The sequence below is a fragment of the Agrobacterium sp. 16-172Ci genome (assembly GCF_053522725.1).
Genome location: NZ_JBNWBW010000031.1, coordinates 1 through 19,646 on the forward strand (window position 1 = coordinate 1; position 19,646 = coordinate 19,646).

Here is a 19,646-nt window from a genome sequence, read left to right on the forward strand (position 1 = left end):
GAAACCAACAAGCATTCAGCTCATCAACTTGATTTCTTCAGAACGAAAGTCGCCGTCGCCAGCAGCGCCGCCGCCCTCGTTCAGTGAGCGGACTTATAAGAGATCACCCTCAAACAAGTCAACATAGCAATATCAAAAAAAATAAGAAATGTGATATGTGCCTGATTGTAAAAGGGAATTTCGTTTTCATGAGCTTATCGGCATAAAAAGACGCAACCACACTCATGGTTTTGCACAGGAGAACAGGCCGCCGGGCATCAAGGCAGGGCTCACGCCTTCTTTTAGCCCCCTTCCTCGCTAATTGCTTCGTCAACGAAGCGTTAATACGAGACATGCCTGCGCGTGTCCTTATATGGGCTGCTGCGACATGTCCCGCTGGTGCGTCGACAGATTTGACTCCCAGCTTTGAAAGTTGCACACCTTCGCCTGAAGTTTCTGGAGAGCGCATGACCGACGGGGCACAGCTGGTATGACTGCGGATCGCAATGTGATCCGGTCGCTAGGCACGGAACCGCCAATTCTGGCGGAAGGACGCCGTGCACCCGATCGTCGCGAAATTTCCCTTCGATGGCTGTCCGGCACGTTCCTCACCGGCATTACCTCCTCCATATTGATGGGCGTGGCGCTGTTTGCCGCTCTTGACGGTCGCCAGCAGCTTGCCATTCCCGCCGAAGCCTTCGCCAAGGCGGATATGGGTAACAATGCCACGGAAGCCGCCCGTCGCGGAACGCGCCTCGTCGCACCGAATATCGCGGCCCGGCCGTCCGACCGGTCGATCATGGAAGTTTCCACCGTCATCAATGAAGGCGACAAGGAAGTGGTCCGCAAGGTCCCCTTCTCCCATGTCAAGATTCCGCTGGCGTCAAATTACGCCAAGCAGGATGACTATCCCGCCTTCGATCCCCTGAATATTTTTGCCAGCAACGAGGACAAGGACGCATCGGCACCCGCGCCTAGCCGGACGGGAACGATCTATGGTTCCGAAGTTGAATCCGAAGTCAGCCTGAAGACTGTCGCTTTTCCCGTCCAGCACTCCAAATATGCCTTCGCCGGCTCATTGAGCTTCGACGAGGTCGAGGAGGCGGTGCGCTCGAATGGTTCGATCCTGACGGACGGCAACGAGCAATTGGCCGCGCTCTATTACATTGACCCACGCCGTTTCGATAATGATGACGGCGATGTCGACATTACCGCTGGCCTTGCCGCCCGTGTCGTCGAACAGAACATGTCGGTCTCGACCCCGCAGTCCGCCTCGGTGCCTGTCAAGGAATATGCCGACGACGTGATCCCTGCCCGCCAGACCGAAACCATCGAGGCCGCCCTTTTCGGCGCCGGCTATTCCAAGGCGCAGTCCTCGGAAATCGCCGGGCTGCTATCGCCGCAAATCCAGTCGAACAATGTCGAAAGCGGCGATGTGCTGCGCGTTGGCATTATTCAGGAAGACGAGAAAAGCGACATCGTACGCGTGAGCCTTTATCGCAAGGGCCGCCACATGGTCACCATGGCCATCGATGACAGCAAACGCTTCATCAAGGCCAGCGAACCGCCGAAACTCGATGCCGTGGCGACCGCCTTCGACAGCACCCCGGCGCCTGCCGCCGGGCGCGATCTGCCGAGCGTTTATGACGGGGTCTACCGTGCGGCTCTGGCTTACGGCATGAACCAGGGCATGGTTTCGCAGCTCATCAAGCTTCTGGCCAGCAGCGTCGATTTTCAGGCGCAGCTCAAGCCGGCAGATACGCTCGAAGCCTTCTTCTCCGTGGAAGACGCGGATGGCAAGGCAACGGACAAGTCGGAACTGCTCTACGTCAACGCCAAATTCGGCGACAACGAGACACGTTTTTACCGGTTCCAGAACCCGGACGACAACAGCATCGATTACTTCGACGAGAACGGCAAAAGCATCCGGCAGTTCCTGTTGCGCAACCCGGTTCCGAACGGCCGCATGACATCCGGTTTCGGCATGCGCCGTCACCCGGTTTTGAAATTCAGCCGCATGCATACCGGCACCGACTGGGCCGCCGCCCGCGGCACGCCCATTATCGCGACGGGCAACGGCACTGTCGAAAAGGCCGGATGGGCCTCCGGTTACGGCAACCAGACGCTGATCCGCCATGCCAATGGCTATGTCTCTTCCTATAACCACCAGAGCGCCATCGCCAAGGGTGTCACCGAAGGCGCAAAGGTCCGGCAGGGCCAGGTCATCGGTTACGTGGGATCGACCGGCCTTTCGACCGGCGCGCATCTGCATTACGAGCTGATCGTCAACGGCACCAAGGTGGATGCGATGAAGGTGCGCCTGCCGGGCGGCAAGTCGCTTTCCGGCGAGGCGCTGGCGCGTTTCTCCGATGAGAGAAAGCGCATCGACAATCTGCTGAATATTGACGAAAAGCCCAATCAGGTGGCGAGCCGCTGATCTGCGGGGAGACCCGAACGATAATCCCGGTCATATGAAAAGGGCCCGGTCATGTGAAAAAGGCCCGGTCACGTGAAAAGGGCTCCGTTTCCGGAGCCCTTTCATTTTATGCGGCATCGGCCGTTTCAGCTTCGGCCTCACCCTTGGCGGGCTTGACCTTGAACAGCAGCCGGTCCGTGCCCGAGGTCACCTTGACCCGCGATCCATCCGGCACTTCGCCGCCGAGGATCATTTCGGCAAGCCTGTCCTGAACTGCCTTCTGGATCACCCGCTTCAGCGGACGCGCGCCATAAGCCGGATCGTAACCCTTATTGGCAAGCCAGTTGCGGGCATCCTCATCCAGTTCGAGCGAAATCTTGCGATCGCCGAGCAGCGAGATGAGGCGCTTCAGCTGGATTTCGACAATTGCACCCATTTCGTCGCGCCGCAGGCGGTGGAAGAGGATGATATCGTCGATACGGTTGAGGAATTCCGGCCGGAAATGCGACCGGACCCGCTCCATAACCAGATCACGAACGGAATCCACATCGTCATTGTCGCCCATCTGCGTCATGAATTCCGAACCGAGGTTCGAGGTCATGATGATGATGGTGTTCTTGAAATCGACGGTGCGGCCCTGGCCATCCGTGAGGCGGCCATCATCCAGCACCTGCAAGAGGACGTTGAACACGTCCGGATGCGCTTTCTCGATCTCGTCGAACAGCACGACCTGATAGGGCCGGCGGCGAACCGCTTCCGTGAGCGCCCCGCCTTCTTCGTAACCGACATAGCCGGGAGGCGCACCGATCAGCCGGGCAACGGAGTGTTTCTCCATATATTCCGACATGTCGAGGCGAACCATCGCGGTTTCGTCGTCGAACAGGAAGCGGGCGAGCGACTTGGTCAGCTCGGTCTTGCCCACGCCCGTCGGGCCGAGGAAGATGAACGAACCGATCGGCCGGTTGGGATCCTGAAGGCCGGCGCGCGAACGGCGAACCGCCTTGGAAACCGCCTGAACGGCCTCGCCTTGCCCGACAACGGACTTGGCAAGCTCGTCTTCCATGCGCAGCAGCTTTTCGCGCTGGCCTTCCAGCATCTTGTCGACCGGAATGCCTGTCCAGCGGGAAACGACATGGGCGATATTGTCCGCCGTCACCACTTCCTGAACCATCGAGCCGGCACCGCTGCTATCGCGGGCTTCCGCCGCAGCCAGTTCCTTTTCGAGACCCGGAATGATGCCATAGGTCAGCTCGCCGGCGCGCTGGAACTGACCATTGCGCTGGGCAATCGCCAATTCGTTGCGGGCTTCGTCCAGCCGCTTCTTGAGGTTAGCGGCATGGCCGAGCTTCTGCTTTTCCGCCTGCCAGCGGGCCGTCAGCGCATCCGCCTTTTCTTCCGTATCGGCCAACTCGTCCTCGAGCTTCTTGAGGCGGTCGGCGGACGACTGGTCCGTTTCCTGCTTCAGGGCTTCGCGCTCGATCTTGAGCTGAATGATGCGGCGATCCAGTTCGTCCAGTTCCTCCGGCTTGGAATCCACCTGCATGCGAAGACGCGAAGCGGCTTCGTCCATCAGGTCGATTGCCTTGTCGGGCAGGAAGCGGTCAGTGATATAACGGTTGGAAAGCGTCGCAGCCGCAACCAGGGCCGAATCCGAGATACGGACCTTGTGATGCTGTTCGTATTTTTCCTTCAAGCCGCGCAGGATCGAGATCGTGTCTTCCACGGTCGGCTCATCCACAAGAACGGGCTGGAAACGGCGGGCAAGGGCCGGGTCCTTTTCCACATGCTTGCGGTACTCATCGAGCGTGGTGGCGCCGACGCAGTGCAACTCCCCACGGGCAAGCGCGGGCTTCAGGAGGTTGGAAGCATCCATCGCACCATCGGCCTTGCCAGCGCCGACCAGCGTGTGCATCTCATCGATGAACAGGATGATGCCGCCATTTTCGGCCTGCACTTCATTGAGCACAGCCTTCAGACGTTCTTCGAACTCACCGCGATATTTCGCACCGGCGATCAGCGCGCCCATATCGAGCGCCATCAGCTTCTTGTCCTTCAGACTTTCCGGCACGTCGCCATTGACGATGCGCAACGCAAGGCCTTCGGCAATCGCCGTTTTACCGACGCCGGGTTCACCGATCAGCACGGGATTGTTCTTGGTGCGGCGTGACAGCACCTGGATGGTGCGGCGGATTTCGTCGTCGCGGCCGATCACCGGGTCGAGCTTGCCTTCACGAGCCTCTTCCGTCAGGTCGCGCGCGAATTTCTTCAGCGCATCGAAGCCCTGTTCGGCATTGGCGCTATCGGCGGTGCGGCCCTTGCGGATATCGTTGATGACCTGATTGAGCGCCTGCGCCGTTGCGCCAGCCTTCTTCAGAGAAGCCGAGGTGGTGGCGGAGCTTTCAATCGCAAGCGCCTGAAGCAGACGCTCGACAGTGACAAAACTGTCGCCGGCCTTCTTGGCGAGATCTTCCGCGGTCGAGAACACTTTGGCGAGCGGCGCGGTGAGCGAAAGGCCGCCATTGCCGCCCGAAACCTTGGGCAACTTGGCAAGCGCCGCATCATTGGCAAGACGCGCCTCCTTGGCGTTGCCGCCGGCGCGCTCGATCAGCGATGCCGCCATGCCCTGCTCGTCATCGAGCAGAACTTTCAGAACGTGTTCGGGCGAAAACTGCTGATGGTTTTCGGCCAGCGCAAAGGTCTGTGCCGATTGCAGAAAACCGCGAACGCGCTCGGAGTATTTTTCAATATTCATAGTCGAACCTCCATAGACCGGCCCGCCCGCTTTCGGCACGGCTCCGGGTGTTAGGGTTGAGGCTCCCTCAAAAGGCAAGCCCCGCTACGACAGCCGTGTTTATAGGATTTCACGATCGCCGCCTCTTGATGGTCGGTTGCCGGCGAATGCGGCTTCCGTCCGTCCTGCACGAATATGGGAGGCATTTTCATCGGTTTAAAGGGGAGAAAATCCACCGTCCGGGAAATTTTCACATGATTTGACAGTTATCAATTCGCCACATGAAAGCACGCCGATTGCTGGCGGAATGTTCATCACCAACCGCCAAAAAACAAAAAACTCCGGCAAGCCGGAGTTTTTCGATCGCAGAGTAATTTGCAGAAGCTGCTTATTCGGCAGCGTTCTCAAGCGTGGCGGGTGCCGCCTCTTCACCGGCCGGCGCATCTTCGCCTTCGGCGCCTTCCGCAGCGGCGGTGCGGCGCGGGCGGCGCTGGCGCGGTCCGGTTGCACGGCGTGCCTTCGGTGCGCGTTCGCCCGCCGGAGCTTCCGCCTGCTGCTGCTCTTCTTCGACGGCGACTTCCATGGGTGTGCCTTCGATGACGGGCTGCGGCGCCTGGCTGGCGTCGTATACCGGCGGCTGCTGTTCGGCGGCTACCTGCGGCTGGCGCGGCTGACGCTCCTGCCGCTCGCGGCGGTCCGGGCGCTCACGACGCTCCTGACGTTCCGGCTGCTGCGCGCGCTCGGCCTGTTCGGCCTGCTGCTGCGGTGCAATGACGCCTTCATCGCCGTCGTTCACATCCATATCGTCGCCGTCGGCAGCATTGTACTCGCCGCGGTCGTCGCGCTGGAAGCGTTCCTGCATCTGGGCCTGAGCCGAAGCGATGATGCGGTTATAGTGTTCAGCGTGCTGCAGATAGTTCTCAGCGATCACGCGGTCGCCGGAACTCTGCGCGTCGCGCGCCAGAGCCGCGTATTTTTCCGCTATGTGCTGGGCTGTGCCACGGATTTTAACATCGGGGCCGGAACTGTCATAAGTCCTGGTGAGCGGGTTGCCGCCCTTGCGGTTGAAGTTGTTGTTACCGCCACCATTGTTATTGTTGTTGTTTCCACGCCCCCGGCCGCGCTTGTTTTGCTGTCCTGGCCTCATCAATTGCTCACCTGAATTCTGTTTTGCTGACAATCTGGTTGTTTTCATGCAATTCCGGGCGGAAAACCGCTGGAAATTTTTCCTGAAATTGCTCCATCACGCGCCTTGCCGAAGATAACCCCAGGGCAAGACCTCGCGTATGACGACCGGCTGCGCAAATGCTGCACCGAGCCGCCTGCGAACAAAGTTTACTGATTCACATGCCGGAAACGCCCAGCCTTTCAGGGCTCTTTAAAGAACCCGCTTCGGGACTGACCCATACCCTGACGAATCTGTGTTCGTCCTCAGCCACCCGGCATGTGGCCGCAAACTATCCCGCTTCCTGCGGAAATCCAAGCCTTTTCTTTTGCTGTGCAAAATATCCTTGCAAAAAATCCGCAGACATATCGCGAACAACTATCTCCGGAAGGTCAAAACTCTGTCGTTACCGCCATAATCCTTCACGGCGTCCAGAAGAGAGAAGCCGTGGGAAGCAAATATAGCGGAAACATCAAGCCTTTGATCGAAACCGATCTCCACACCGACAATCCCGTTTTCCACAAGAAAGCGGCCTGCATCGGCAGCAATGAGGCGGTACGGTGCAAGGCCGTCCTGACCTCCATCCAGCGCCGCCATCGGGTCGTGGATACGAACCTCCTGGTCAAGCGTTGCGACGATATCACTCCTTATATAAGGCGGATTCGACACAATTATGTCAAAGCGGCCAGAGATTTTTTCAAACCAGTCGCTGCGGATGGCCTCGAAGCGCCCGCCGAGATCGTTTCGGGCCGCATTCCGGACCGCCGTTTCGAGCGCATCGGCGGAAATATCGCTGCCGATACCGGTTGCTTCGGGGCACTCCTTCAACAGCGCCAGACAGATCGCGCCGGTCCCGGTGCCCATATCCAGAATGCGGGCGCTGCCCTTGGCGGAAACGGCTTTTTTCAGCGCCGGCAACAGGGTATCGACAAGAACTTCCGTATCCGGCCGGGGCTCGAGCGTCTCCTTAGACAAAAGAAGGTCGAGGCCATGAAATTCCCGGTGGCCGAGAATACGGTGAACGGGCTCGCCATTCGCCCGCCTTTCGATCATGGCCGCGATACGGGCGCTTTCTTCCGGCATAACGGCACGATCAGGTTTCATCACGAAATCGGTCAATGAAAAACCGACAACCTCCGCAATCAAAAGCCGCGCATCGAGAAGCGGATCGGCGATCCCCGCCGCCTGCAATCTTTTGCGGGCTGCGGCAAGCGCACTCGCAACACTCGCTTCAGCGGCCGTGCTCAAAGCTGTTCGCCGAGCTGTGCAAGCTGCCCCGCCTGATAGTCGGCGATCAGCGCATCCACCAGCTCATCGATCTCGCCTTCGATCATCCGGTCCAGCTTGTAGAGCGTGAGGTTGATGCGGTGATCGGTAACGCGGCCCTGCGGGAAGTTATAGGTGCGGATGCGCTCGGAACGGTCGCCGGAACCTACCTGGCTCTTACGGTCGGCTGAACGTTCGCTCTCCACTTTCTGGCGCTCGATGTCGTAGAGACGCGAGCGCAGGACCTGCATGGCCTTGGCGCGGTTCTGATGCTGCGATTTCTCCGAGCTGGTAACGATCAGGCCCGTCGGCAGATGGGTGATGCGAACGGCGGAGTCGGTGGTGTTGACGTGCTGGCCGCCTGCACCCGAAGCACGCATCGTATCGATGCGAATGTCTTCCGGGCGGATTTCGATATCGATATCTTCCGCTTCCGGCAGGACCGCAACGGTGGCGGCAGACGTATGGATGCGGCCGCTCGCTTCCGTTTCCGGCACGCGCTGCACCCGGTGCACGCCGGATTCGAATTTCAGCTTGGAGAACACCCCTCGCCCGCTGATCGTCGCGATGATTTCCTTGTAACCGCCCGCTTCGCCCTCGCTTGCGGAAAGCACTTCAACCTTCCAGCCCTTGGTCGAGGCGAAGCGCTCATACATGCGGAACAGATCGCCGGCGAAAAGGGCTGCCTCGGAGCCGCCGGTGCCCGCCCGAATTTCGAGAATCGCGCTTTTTTCGTCCGCCGCATCCTTCGGCAGCAGCAGAACCTGCATGTCCTTTTCAAGCTCGCCGATGCGGACCTCGACATCCGGCAGCTCCATTTCCGCCAGGTCGCGCATATCCTTGTCGGTCGACTTGTCGGCCAGCAGCGCCTCCAGATCGGCGGCTTCGGAAACCGCCTTCTCGTAGTCGCGGATTTTCTTCACCACCGGCTCGAGTTCGGAATATTCCGAAGCCAGTTTCACATAGACATCCGCAGCAGGCCCGGCCGACATACGCGCTTCGATCTCACCGAAACGCCTTTCCAACTCGCGCATTTTTTCGACGGGAAGCTTCGCCACCAGTCACTCCAATAATGAAACAGGTCTTTTAGAGCGTTTTCGCTTCTCTTCGAAACGCGAAAACGCTCTAACTTTTTGCTTTAACGCATTTCCGGACGGAAAACCGGGGTCCACTTTTCCTGGAAATGCTCTAGATGGGAATGGAATGCGTCGCGGCAAAGCGTAACAACACCTCGCGCGCGCTTTCCAGCGAATTATGGTCGTCCAGCGCCGCGTTCAGCTCTTCGGCCAGGCGCGCGGCATCGAGCCCGAGCAGCATGGCCTTGACCGGACCAATGGCCGTCGGCGACATGGAAACAGAACGGAAGCCGAGGCCGATCAACGCCATGGCCGAAAGCGGCTTGCCCGCCATTTCGCCGCACAGCGTGACCGAGGTGTGGTGCCTTTCGCCAGCGCGGACGATATCGCGCAGAATGCGCAGAAACGGCTTGCCGAGATTGTCGAAACGATCCGAAACACGCGCATTGCCGCGGTCTACCGCCATCGAGAACTGGAACAGGTCGTTCGAACCGACGGACACGAAATCCACCTCCTGCATCAGCTCATCGAGCTGCCACATCAGCGATGGCACTTCCAGCATGGCGCCGAATTGCAGCTTTTTCGGCAACGCATGGCTGAATTTCGAAAGATGCTGCACTTCCTTCTGCAAAAGGTCGCGAGCGGCGCGGATTTCCGACACTTCCGTCACCATCGGCAGCATCATGCGCAGTTCGGCACCCGAGGCGGCGCGCAGCAGCGCGCGCATCTGCGTTCGCATCAGGCCCGGCCGGTCCAGCGACAGGCGGATCGCCCGCCAGCCCAGCGCCGGATTTTCCTCTTCCTGCCCGCGCATATAAGAAACGACCTTGTCGCCGCCGATATCGAGCGTGCGGAAGGTGACGCTCTTACCCTTCGCCTGCCGCAGGACGGAGCGATAGAACGCCTCCTGCTCCTCGCCCTTCGGCATGTTGGAGGCGATCATGAATTGCAGCTCGGTGCGGAACAGGCCAATGCCGTCGGCGCCGGATTCGTCAAGCTGCGGCAGGTCCACCAGAAGGCCCGCATTCATCTTCAGATTGACCTTCTGGCCATCCTTGGTGATCGGCTCGACATTGCGCAGCGCGCGGAACTGCTCCTGCCGCCGGGCGCGCAGGCGCACCTTTTCTTCATAAGCACGCTGCAAATCCGACATCGGGCGCAGATGCACCTGGCCGTCATCGCCATCGATAATGATGGGATCGTTGTTTTCCGCCAGAGCGACGATACCGGTCGCCTGTCCGATGATCGGAATGCCCATGGCACGGGCCACAATGACGACATGGCTCGTCACCGCGCCATCTTCCAGCACCAGACCACGCAGTTTTTCACGCGGGTAATCCAGCAGTTCGGCAGCACCCATGGCGCGCGCCAGAACGATGGCGTCGAGCGGGAAATCCTGCTCCGGCCCACGACCGCCAAAACCGATCAACTGCCGCAGCAGCCGGTTGGCGAGATCGTCGAAATCATGCATGCGCTCGCGCAGATAGGGATCGGTCAGGCGCATCATGCGCGCCTTGGTGTCGCTCTGCACCTTCTCGACCGCCGCCTCCGCCGTCAGGCCGTTTCGGATCGCCTCTTCCATGCGCCGCACCCAGCCCTGGTCGTGAGCGAACATGCGGTAGGTTTCCAGAACCTCGCGGTGCTCACCCTCGGTCGGCACATCGCGACGCTGCAGCATGTCGTCGATGGACAGACGCAGCGAGCCGATGGCATCGGCAAGACGCCGGATTTCCGTATCGGCATCTTCATTGAGCAGGTTGGTGACGACGATACGCGGATCATGCAACACGACATGGCCAAGACCGATGCCTTCGCCATAGCCGTCGCCATCGATGGAAACGGCGCGCGTCAGGTCCAGCTCCACCCCGGGGCGGGTGATCTTCTTCAACTCGCCGCTCGCCACTATTTCGGCAATGAGCATCGCGGTTGTCTCAAGCGCTTCCACTTCATCCTCCCGGTATGTTCGGCTGGCCTTGTTCTGGACCACAAGAACGCCAAGAGTGCGACCGGAACGCAAAATCGGCACGCCGAGGAAGGAATGATAAATTTCCTCACCGGTTTCAGGGAGATAGCGGAAAGCGGGATGCGCCTGCGCATCGGAAAGATTGAGAGGTTGGGCGGAAGCGGCGATGGTGCCGACAAGACCCTGCCCCATTTTCAGCTGGGCAAGATGCACGGCATCCTTGTTCAGACCTTCGGTCGCGTAAAGCTCGAGCACGCTGTCGGAGCGCAGCACATAGACCGAGCAAACCTCCGCCACCATGTTGCTGGCAATCTGACGGACGATCTGGTCCAGACGGTCCTGCGGTTCAAGGTGCTCCGCCATCATTTCGCGCAGCCGCTTGAGCAGGACGCGCGGACCTGCGGAAAGGTCTCTCATCGCGTTTGCTCCCCGACACTTCCGATCCGAATGTCATAATATTCGGGAATCAAAAGGTCATTTAAAAATTTATAGCGCGAGAAGCGCGTCCCGCAAGGGACACGCTTTCATGAAACGCCACATCGGAAGAACGCAACTCCGAAGAATCGGAGCATCGGGAACCGATGTCTCGGCTTAGCTCTTATCGAGACCGTAGGCGGAATGCAAAGTGCGAACCGCAAGTTCGGCATAGGCGCCGTCGATCAGGATCGAAATCTTGATCTCGGAGGTGGTGATCGCCTTGATGTTGATGTTCTTCTCGGCAAGCGCCTTAAACGCGCTGGCGGCAACGCCGGCGTGGCTGCGCATGCCGATACCGATGACCGAAACCTTGGCGAGACCGGTCTCGTTCTGGGCAACATCGAAGCCGATCTGGGCCTTGTTGTCTTCCAGAAGCTTGATCGCCTTGGCAACGTCGCCCGAAGGAACGGTAAAGGTCATGTCGGTGCGCGAACCGTCTTCGGAGATGTTCTGCACGATCATGTCGACGTTGATATGCGCTTCGGCGAGCGGCCCGAAGATCGCGGCGGAAACGCCCGGACGGTCGGCCACGCGGCGCAGCGAGATCTGTGCTTCATCCTTGGCATAGGCGATGCCGGTTACGACTTCCTGTTCCACGATTTCATCCTCGTCACAAATCAAAGTACCGGGCGGGTTGATGAGGTCGCCCATGCCCGGCGCATCGGGATCCTCGAAACTGGAGCGAACGAAGGTGCGCACCTTGTGTACCATGGCAAGCTCGACCGAGCGAACCTGCAGAACCTTCGCGCCAAGAGACGCCATTTCGAGCATTTCCTCGAAGGCGATCTTCTTCATGCGGCGAGCCTTGGGCTCGATGCGCGGATCGGTCGTATAAACGCCGTCGACATCGGTATAGATGTCGCAACGATCCGCCTTGACGGCAGCGGCAATTGCAACGGCGGACGTATCCGAACCGCCGCGTCCGAGCGTCGCGATGCGATTGTCCGGGCCGATGCCCTGGAAACCGGCGACAACGGCAACCTGGCCTTCACCCATGCGATGGATGATATCCGAACCGTCGATTTCAAGAATGCGGGCGGCGCCATGCGCATTGTCGGTGCGGATCGGGATCTGCCAGCCCTGCCAGGAGCGCGCATTGATGCCCATGGATTGCAGCGTGATCGCCAGAAGGCCTGACGTCACCTGCTCGCCGGATGCAACAACCGCGTCATATTCGCGCGCATCGAAAAAGGAGGCGGCATTGGCGCCGGCCACCTTCGCGGCGTTCTGCACCCAGTCCACCAGCTCATTGGTTTTGCCGGACATGGCGGAAACGACCACGGCCACTTCATGGCCGGCATCCACTTCGCGTTTCACATGCCGTGCGACATTGTGAATGCGTTCGAGGTTCGCGACGGACGTGCCGCCGAATTTCATGACAATGCGAGCCATAGCCTTGACCAGTACCATCCCATTTTCCCGCCGGCTCCTTCAGGAAGCGGACGGACAAGAACAAACCCAGTCGGCTCTTCCTGACAAAGAGCCTCAAGTTGCGGGTCTCTTAGCGAAAAGGCGGGGGGCACGCAATGCCGTTTATGAACCATGCGGTACGCCTTTTTCGCAGCGTCGCTCCGGAACAATGGCGGGATGAAAACGTCGGCGGGATAAAGCACCCGCAAAAGAGCGTACCGCAGTGCACTGTACAAACCGGCCCATTCGCAGTATGAGCGCGGCAATGCAACCGGCCAGATGGCCGAAATGGCCTGTATCGGCTGCCCCGGAGACTTTAGGACCTATTGGTTTCGGGCGGATGCGGGCGGCTTCATATCCGAAAGACGGTAGATGACAGACACCCAGGGTATCGCCCCGGCGATCGCGCAGGCGTTGGAAAAACGCGGCTATAAAGATTTGACCCCCGTGCAGCAGGCCATGCTTGCACCCGAACTGGCCGACAAGGATGCGCTGGTTTCCGCACAGACCGGCTCCGGCAAGACGGTTGCCTTCGGCATCGCACTGGCGCCGACGCTGCTGCCGGAGAGCGGCCGCTTCGGTCAGGCTTCCGCACCCTTGGCGCTCGCCATCGCGCCGACCCGCGAACTGGCCATGCAGGTCAAGCGCGAGCTGGAGTGGCTCTATGAATTCGCAGGTGTCTCGATTGCCTCCTGCGTCGGCGGCATGGATGTGCGCAACGAGCGCCGGGCGCTCGAACGCGGCGCTCACATCGTCGTCGGCACGCCCGGGCGTCTTTGCGACCATATCAAGCGTGGCGCGCTCGATCTGTCGTCCATCCGCGCCGTGGTGCTGGATGAGGCCGACGAGATGCTCGATCTCGGTTTCCGTGAAGATCTGGAATTCATTCTGGAAGAATCGCCGGAAACCCGCCGCACGCTGATGTTCTCGGCCACCGTTCCGCGCAGCATCGCCAAGCTTGCGGAAAGCTACCAGAAGAACGCCGTGCGCATCGCCACCGCTTCCGAACAGAAGCAGCATGTGGATATCGAATACCGCGCCATGCTGGTGACGCCGGCCGACCGTGAGAACGCCATCATCAATGCGCTGCGCTTTTATGAAGCCCGCAATGCCATCGTCTTCTGCTCCACCCGTGCGGCGGTGAACCATCTGACGGCGCGGCTCAACAATCGCGGCTTTGCCGTCGTGGCCCTTTCCGGCGAACTGACCCAGAACGAGCGCACCCATGCGCTGCAGGCCATGCGCGACGGCCGCGCCCGCGTTTGTGTGGCGACCGACGTTGCCGCCCGCGGTATCGACTTGCCGGGTCTCGAACTCGTCATCCACGCCGACCTGCCGACCAATTCCGAAACGCTTCTGCATCGCTCCGGCCGCACCGGCCGCGCCGGTCAGAAGGGCGTCAGCGCCATCGTGGTGCCGATCAACCAGCGCCGCAAGGCAGAGCGCCTGCTGGAAGGCGCCAAGGTCAGCCCGGCATGGGTTCGCCCGCCTTCGGCTGAAGAGATCGTTGAGCGCGATGGCGCCCGGCTTCTGGCCGATCCGTCGCTGACCGAGGCCGTGGCCGAGGACGAGCGCGATTTCGTCACCAGGCTGCTCGAACAGCATGGCGCGGAAAAGGTCGCCGCCGCTTTCGTGCGCCTTTACCACGCCGGACGTTCCGCGCCCGAAGACATCGCCGAAGTCTCGCTGGACAACAACCGCAAGCCGCGCCGCGACAGCTTCGAGACGGTCGAGAACAATGCGCCGCGCCGCGAACGCTCCGATTTCGCCGACAGCGCCTGGTTTTCGCTGTCCGTCGGCCGCAAGCAGAGCGCCGAACCGCGCTGGCTGATCCCCATGCTCTGCCGTTTCGGCAAGATCACCCGCCAGGATATCGGCGCGATCCGCATGCAGCAGACGGAGACCTTCGTGGAACTGGCGGCCGATGCTGTCGACCGTTTCACCTCTGCCATCGGCAAGGACATGACGCTCGAAAAGGGCATCCGTCTGAAGGCGCTGGAAGGCAAGCCGGAAATGACCGGCGGTTTCCGCGAAGACACACGCCCGGCCAAGGCGCAGCGGAAATTCAGCAAATCGGACAATGCAAGCGGCCCCCGCGATGACCGCAAGGGCGACGACAAGCCCTGGAAAAAGAAAAAGCCCTTCGGCGACAAGCCGAAATACGAGGGCAAGAAGGACAAGCCCTTCGAAAAGCGTGGGCCGAAGCCGACGAAGGGCTGAGGGCCACTCGTCACAAGCCTCAGCAATCTCGGCTCACGTTCATCTGGGACTTGAGACCGGCAGCAAGGTTTCGGCCGTCATGCCGGCCTTGAGCCGGCATCCAACCACGGCGCGTCTGCGCCGTGAGAAGACTCTCCCGCGATCAAGGACTTGATCGCGCTGGACCCCGGACTAAATCCGGGGTGACGGTAAGGATGCTACGAATTCGCCAAACTATTCTGGTCGGCAGACGTCGCCACCAACAAAAAAGCCCCGCTTTCGCGGGGCTTTCTATTTAACGCAATCACAACACCGGCAATCAGAACTCCAGCGCGCGATCGCCGTTTTCGTCCTTGATGCGGTTCGGAAGGCCGATCTTGTTCAGAATGTTCAGGAACGGCTTCGGCGGCAGTTCTTCCACATTGGCCATCTGCTTCACGTCCCATTCGCCAGTGGCGATGAGCATGGCGGCGGCGACCGGCGGAACGCCGGCGGTGTAGGAAATGCCCTGCGAGCCGACTTCTTCATAGGCTTCCTTGTGGTCGGCCACGTTGTAGATGAAGACTTCGCGCTCCTTGCCGTCCTTGATGCCCTTGACGATATCGCCGATGCAGGTCTTGCCGACATAATCGGGCGCCAGCGAAGACGGATCGGGCAGCACGGCCTTGACCACCTTCAGCGGCACGACTTCCAGGCCTTCGGCGGTCTTGACCGGCTTTTCAGACAGGAGGCCGAGGTTCTTCAGCACGGTGAAGACGTTGATATAGTGATCGCCGAAACCCATCCAGAAGCGCACATCGGCACCGTCCATGTTCTTGGACAGCGAATGCACTTCGTCATGGCCGGTCATGTAGGCCTTCTGCTTGCCGACGACCGGCAGGTCGAATTCCTGACCGACCTCGAACATCTGGTTCGTCTGCCACTGGCCATTCTGCCAGGAATAGACAACACCGGTGAATTCGCGGAAGTTGATCTCCGGGTCGAAGTTGGTGGAGAACCAGCGACCGTGGCTGCCGGCATTGATATCGACGATATCGACCGAGGTGACCTTGTCGAAATAGTCATCCTTGGCGAGACGCGCATAGGCGTTGACCACGCCCGGATCGAAACCGACGCCAAGAATGGCGGTAATGCCCTTTTCCTTGCACTCTTCAGCGCGCTTCCACTCGTAGTTTCCGTACCACGGCGGCGTCTCGCAGATCTTGGTCGGATCCTCGTGGATCGCCGTATCCATATAGGCAACACCCGTGTCCATGCAGGCACGAAGAACGGACATGTTGACGAAAGCCGAACCGACATTGATGACGATTTCAACACCGGTCTGTTTAATCAAGGCTTTCGTCGCCTCGATATCCATCGCGTCAAGCGCATGGGCCTCAAGTTTTACATCTGTCTTGAGGCTCTTCTTTTCGCGTACGGACTCGACAATCTTGCGGCACTTTCCCAAAGTCCGTGACGCAATATGAATGTCTCCCAATACATCGCTGTTCTGGGCGCATTTATGCGCCACGACCTGTGCTACGCCACCGGCGCCGATGATCAGAACGTTCTTCTTCATTTCAGGTGATGCCTCCTTTTCCCCGCAGGGATGAGCTTCGTTTCATGTTAAAAACAGGGTTTAAGACAGGCTTTGCTCGAAATCGGCAAAGTCGAATTCACGAACGGCGCGCACGGTGCCGTCCAGTTCCTTGATGGCGATGGTCGGCATCTTGACGCCGTTGAACCAGTTCTTCTTGACCATGGTGTAGCCGGCCGCGTCCTGGAAGGAGATACGGTCGCCGACCTTCAATTCCCTGTCGAAGCGGAAATCGCCGAAGATATCGCCTGCAAGGCAGGATTTGCCGCAGACCATGTAGGGGTGCTCGCCTTCGTTCGGTGAAACCTTGGCACTCTCACGATAGATCAGCAGATCGAGCATATGCGCTTCGATGGAGCTGTCGACGATGGCGAGGTTCTTGCCGTTGAACAGCGTGTCGAGAACCGTCACCTCGAGCGTCGTGCTTTTGGTGATCGAGGCTTCGCCCGGCTCCAGATAGACCTGCACGCCGTATTTTTCCGAGAAGGCGCGCAGACGGTCGCAGAACTGGTCGAGCGGATAATTGTCGCCGGTAAAGTGGATGCCGCCGCCGAGACTGACCCACTCCGCACGCGACAGCAGCGATCCGAATTTCTCCTCGATCTGCGTCAACATGCGGTCGAACAGGGAAAAATCGCTGTTTTCGCAATTATTATGGATCATGAAGCCGGAGATACGGTCCATGACCTTGTCGACCTTGGCGACATCCCATTCGCCCAGCCGGCTGAAGGGGCGCGCAGGATCGGCAAGATCGAAGCTCGAGGAGCTGACCTGCGGGTTGAGGCGCAGACCGCGTGTGATGCCGGCAGCCTTGTCGGCGAAACGCTCGAGCTGACCGATGGAATTGAAGATGATCTTGTCCGCATTCGCAATCACCTCGTCGATTTCATAATCGGCATAGGCGACGGAATAGGCATGGGTCTCGCCGCCGAATTTCTCGCGGCCGAGGCGCACTTCATAAAGCGAGGACGAGGTGGTGCCGTCCATATATTGCGACATGAAATCGAACACCGACCATGTGGCGAAGCACTTCAGCGCCAAGAGCGCCTTGGCGCCGGATTTTTCCCGCACATAGGCAATCTTCTCCATGTTGCGAAGAAGTTTTGTCTTGTCGATCAGGTAATAGGGCGTCTGGAGCATGTCGTTTCACATATTGATTGAAGTCAAGGTACGTCTCGATGATGGGCCTTATAGGATGCTTGTGACAGGAAAACAAATGTCGGGCACCGAATTCCTCGAAAATCGCCCCCGAGCCGAAGTGGCATCAAGAAAACCCGTCCCGTTGCGGAACCAAGCCGGCATCGGCGCGTTTGACTGACGGACAGGCGGGTGTTTCGGCCGCCGAAACGAAGCTTCACGGACGGCGGTGATGTGTTGTCGTCCCATCAATGATGTTCAGGAAGGACCTCCCCTATGGCAAGCGTGCGTAGCAGCGTCAGCGACAAGATCCAGCAATCCCTCGAAAACGGCGATGCGGCCGATGTGGCAGCGCAGCTCGCCCAGCTTCGCGAAGATCTGGCCAGTCTTGCCAAGAGCGTGAAGGCGCTCGGCGTCGGCGCTTCGCATGAGCTGAAGGCGCAGGCCGCCCGTGTGGCCGATGACGCCCTCACCGCATCCGGAGAAATGGCCGACAGCGTTCGCAATGAAATCTCCACGCTCAACGACAACCTCACCGACCACGTCCAGAAGAACCCGCTCCAGTCCCTCGGCATCGCCGTCGGCGTCGGTTTCGTGCTCGCCCTTCTGACGCGTCGATAAGGCCGCGCTCATGCTTGAGGCATTGCTGGTCTATCTGGGGGAGACCCAGCGCGAGGGGCGTGTCGTGACACGGCGATTGCGCGCGACCATAATCCTGTCGGTCCTGACAGGGATATTTTTTCTGATAGCCTTCATCGCCGCCGTGGTGGCGGGGTCAATCTATCTTGCCCGGCATGTGGGTGCAGGCCCCGCTGCGCTCGTCGTCGCCGGGACCGCGTTCCTGCTCGGCGTCATCATGCTGGTGGCGCTGGCGATCGTCAAACGTCCGAGGGTCTATGCCGCACGTCCCGCTGTCACTCCTTTGACGGCGGCGCCGCTTGCCGCAGCCCCGCTTGCCCTGCAATCGCTGCTGACGCTGGCGATCCAGGCACGTCCCTATGCGACGCTCGCCGTGGCTGTCGCGGCCGGTTTCCTGGCCACAAGGGTCAATACGAAAAAGTCCAAGTAATTTCTTGGCGACACGACAAGGCAAACCGCGCGTCCAGACGATGGATGCGCGGTTTTTTTTATGTTACCCGCGAAGGATAGACTGGTTGATGGCGTTAACCGCCACGCCGCCCTTATTTGAACAAAGTGACATACAGTCTCGGGCAGTCTCGACGCGTCCGTAATTTTCTGAAAGGCAATTGATGAAGAAGAAAGTCCTTGTCGTCGGCGGTGCCGGCTATATCGGTTCGCACACCTGCCTTCTCCTGTCTGAGCGAGGATATGAACCGGTCGTTTTCGACAATCTGTCCAACGGGCATGAGGAATTCGTCCGCTGGGGACCATTCGAACAGGGCGATATTCGCGACCGGGCGCGGCTGGATGAGGTCTTCGCCAAACACCGGCCGGAAGCCGTTCTGCATTTCGCAGCGCTGATCGAAGTCGGTGAATCGGTCAAGCAGCCCGTGGCTTTCTACGACAACAATGTCATCGGCTCGCTCAACCTGCTCTCCGCCGCCATCGATGCCGGCGTCACGGCATTCGTTTTTTCGTCCACCTGCGCAACTTACGGGTTGCCGGAACAGGTGCCGATCGACGAGACGCACCGGCAGGCGCCGATCAACCCCTATGGCCGCACCAAATGGGTGGTGGAGCAGGCGCTGAAGGACTACAGCACCTATAAGGGGCTGCGCTCCGTGATGCTGCGCTACTTCAATGCCGCCGGCGCGGATTTCGAAGGCCGCATCGGCGAATGGCACAAGCCGGAAACCCACGCGATCCCGCTGGCCATCGAGGCCGCACTCGGCCGGCGTCAGGGCTTCAAGGTGTTCGGCACGGATTACGACACGCGCGACGGCACCTGCGTGCGCGACTATATCCACATTCTCGATCTCGCCGATGCGCATGTCCGGGCCGTGGATTATCTGCTGGCCGGCGGAGAGACCGTCGAACTCAACCTCGGCACCGGCACCGGCACCACGGTGAAAGAATTGCTGGCGGCGATTTCGGAGGTTTCCGGCCGCCCCTTCCCCGTCGAATATACCGGGCGGCGCGACGGCGATTCCACGACGCTGGTCGCCAATAACGACAAGGCGAAGGAGGTTCTCGGCTGGGAGCCGCGTTATTCCCTGTCGGACATCATCAAATCCGCCTGGGCATGGCATTCCTCCCGCAATGCCGGGGATTGAACAGCCGGCGAACAAAC

General features: G+C 59.8%; 13 protein-coding genes. 5 read left to right on the forward strand and 8 right to left on the reverse strand.

Going from position 1 to position 19,646, the window contains the following annotated elements; translation table 11 throughout:
• Nucleotides 1-469 precede the first annotated feature (469 nt).
• A complete protein-coding gene (locus ACQZ40_RS22240) occupies nt 470-2,416 on the forward strand; it encodes a M23 family metallopeptidase (RefSeq protein ID WP_020811299.1) in 1,947 nt (648 codons plus the stop codon).
• A 106-nt stretch (nt 2,417-2,522) separates the two neighbouring features.
• Here the strand turns inward: ACQZ40_RS22240 and clpB are convergent, their stop codons facing one another.
• From clpB to ACQZ40_RS22270, 6 genes are all read right to left on the reverse strand, one after another.
• On the reverse strand, nt 2,523-5,147 hold the full coding sequence (gene clpB / locus ACQZ40_RS22245) for an ATP-dependent chaperone ClpB (RefSeq protein ID WP_448748661.1): 2,625 nt from the start codon (nt 5,145-5,147) through the stop codon (nt 2,523-2,525).
• Between the two features lie 367 nt (nt 5,148-5,514).
• A complete protein-coding gene (locus tag ACQZ40_RS22250; protein ID WP_448748662.1) occupies nt 5,515-6,273 on the reverse strand; it encodes a DUF4167 domain-containing protein in 759 nt (252 codons plus the stop codon).
• Nucleotides 6,274-6,669: 396 nt separating this feature from the next.
• Nucleotides 6,670-7,539, reverse strand: coding sequence for a peptide chain release factor N(5)-glutamine methyltransferase (gene prmC, locus ACQZ40_RS22255; protein WP_220318966.1), 870 nt, complete (start codon nt 7,537-7,539; stop codon nt 6,670-6,672).
• On the reverse strand, nt 7,536-8,615 hold the full coding sequence (gene prfA, locus ACQZ40_RS22260) for a peptide chain release factor 1 (protein ID WP_065657303.1): 1,080 nt from the start codon (nt 8,613-8,615) through the stop codon (nt 7,536-7,538). Before prfA ends, prmC begins: the two co-directional genes overlap by 4 nt.
• Before the next feature lie 130 nt (nt 8,616-8,745).
• Nucleotides 8,746-11,013 (reverse strand): phosphoenolpyruvate--protein phosphotransferase, encoded by a 2,268-nt coding sequence (ptsP, locus tag ACQZ40_RS22265; protein WP_065657304.1) that lies wholly within the window; start codon nt 11,011-11,013, stop codon nt 8,746-8,748.
• A 174-nt stretch (nt 11,014-11,187) separates the two neighbouring features.
• Nucleotides 11,188-12,465, reverse strand: coding sequence for an aspartate kinase (locus ACQZ40_RS22270; RefSeq protein ID WP_003522538.1), 1,278 nt, complete (start codon nt 12,463-12,465; stop codon nt 11,188-11,190).
• Nucleotides 12,466-12,855: 390 nt separating this feature from the next.
• Here ACQZ40_RS22270 and ACQZ40_RS22275 point away from each other — a divergent pair, with 390 nt between their 5' ends.
• Nucleotides 12,856-14,703, forward strand: a complete 1,848-nt coding sequence (locus ACQZ40_RS22275; protein WP_065657305.1) for a DEAD/DEAH box helicase — start codon at nt 12,856-12,858, stop codon at nt 14,701-14,703.
• Nucleotides 14,704-15,001: 298 nt separating this feature from the next.
• Here ACQZ40_RS22275 and ACQZ40_RS22280 read toward each other — a convergent pair whose 3' ends face one another.
• Both ACQZ40_RS22280 and nspC read right to left on the reverse strand, forming a co-directional pair.
• Nucleotides 15,002-16,240, reverse strand: coding sequence for a saccharopine dehydrogenase family protein (locus tag ACQZ40_RS22280; RefSeq protein WP_448748663.1), 1,239 nt, complete (start codon nt 16,238-16,240; stop codon nt 15,002-15,004).
• A 60-nt stretch (nt 16,241-16,300) separates the two neighbouring features.
• Nucleotides 16,301-17,398, reverse strand: coding sequence for a carboxynorspermidine decarboxylase (gene nspC / locus ACQZ40_RS22285; RefSeq protein WP_065657307.1), 1,098 nt, complete (start codon nt 17,396-17,398; stop codon nt 16,301-16,303).
• Nucleotides 17,399-17,671: 273 nt separating this feature from the next.
• Between nspC and ACQZ40_RS22290 the strand changes: the two genes are divergently transcribed.
• The 3 genes from ACQZ40_RS22290 (at nt 17,672) to galE (ending at nt 19,629) form a co-directional block, all read left to right on the forward strand.
• Nucleotides 17,672-18,016, forward strand: a complete 345-nt coding sequence (locus ACQZ40_RS22290) for a DUF883 family protein (protein WP_003522534.1) — start codon at nt 17,672-17,674, stop codon at nt 18,014-18,016.
• Between the two features lie 10 nt (nt 18,017-18,026).
• Entirely contained in the window at nt 18,027-18,464 is a 438-nt protein-coding gene (locus tag ACQZ40_RS22295; protein ID WP_174037362.1) for a hypothetical protein, read from the forward strand.
• A gap of 181 nt (nt 18,465-18,645) precedes the next feature.
• Nucleotides 18,646-19,629, forward strand: coding sequence for a UDP-glucose 4-epimerase GalE (gene galE, locus ACQZ40_RS22300; protein ID WP_104679835.1), 984 nt, complete (start codon nt 18,646-18,648; stop codon nt 19,627-19,629).
• Nucleotides 19,630-19,646: the final 17 nt, after the last annotated feature.

Coding starts and splice junctions, on each gene's coding strand:
- ACQZ40_RS22240 (WP_020811299.1), top strand. CDS start 470: ATGACTGCGGATCGCAATGTGATCCGGTCGCTAGGCACGGAACCGCCA.
- clpB (WP_448748661.1), bottom strand. CDS start 5,147: ATGAATATTGAAAAATACTCCGAGCGCGTTCGCGGTTTTCTGCAATCG.
- ACQZ40_RS22250 (WP_448748662.1), bottom strand. CDS start 6,273: ATGAGGCCAGGACAGCAAAACAAGCGCGGCCGGGGGCGTGGAAACAAC.
- ptsP (WP_065657304.1), bottom strand. CDS start 11,013: ATGAGAGACCTTTCCGCAGGTCCGCGCGTCCTGCTCAAGCGGCTGCGC.
- ACQZ40_RS22270 (WP_003522538.1), bottom strand. CDS start 12,465: ATGGCTCGCATTGTCATGAAATTCGGCGGCACGTCCGTCGCGAACCTC.
- ACQZ40_RS22275 (WP_065657305.1), top strand. CDS start 12,856: ATGACAGACACCCAGGGTATCGCCCCGGCGATCGCGCAGGCGTTGGAA.
- ACQZ40_RS22280 (WP_448748663.1), bottom strand. CDS start 16,240: ATGAAGAAGAACGTTCTGATCATCGGCGCCGGTGGCGTAGCACAGGTC.
- nspC (WP_065657307.1), bottom strand. CDS start 17,398: ATGCTCCAGACGCCCTATTACCTGATCGACAAGACAAAACTTCTTCGC.
- ACQZ40_RS22290 (WP_003522534.1), top strand. CDS start 17,672: ATGGCAAGCGTGCGTAGCAGCGTCAGCGACAAGATCCAGCAATCCCTC.
- ACQZ40_RS22295 (WP_174037362.1), top strand. CDS start 18,027: ATGCTTGAGGCATTGCTGGTCTATCTGGGGGAGACCCAGCGCGAGGGG.
- galE (WP_104679835.1), top strand. CDS start 18,646: ATGAAGAAGAAAGTCCTTGTCGTCGGCGGTGCCGGCTATATCGGTTCG.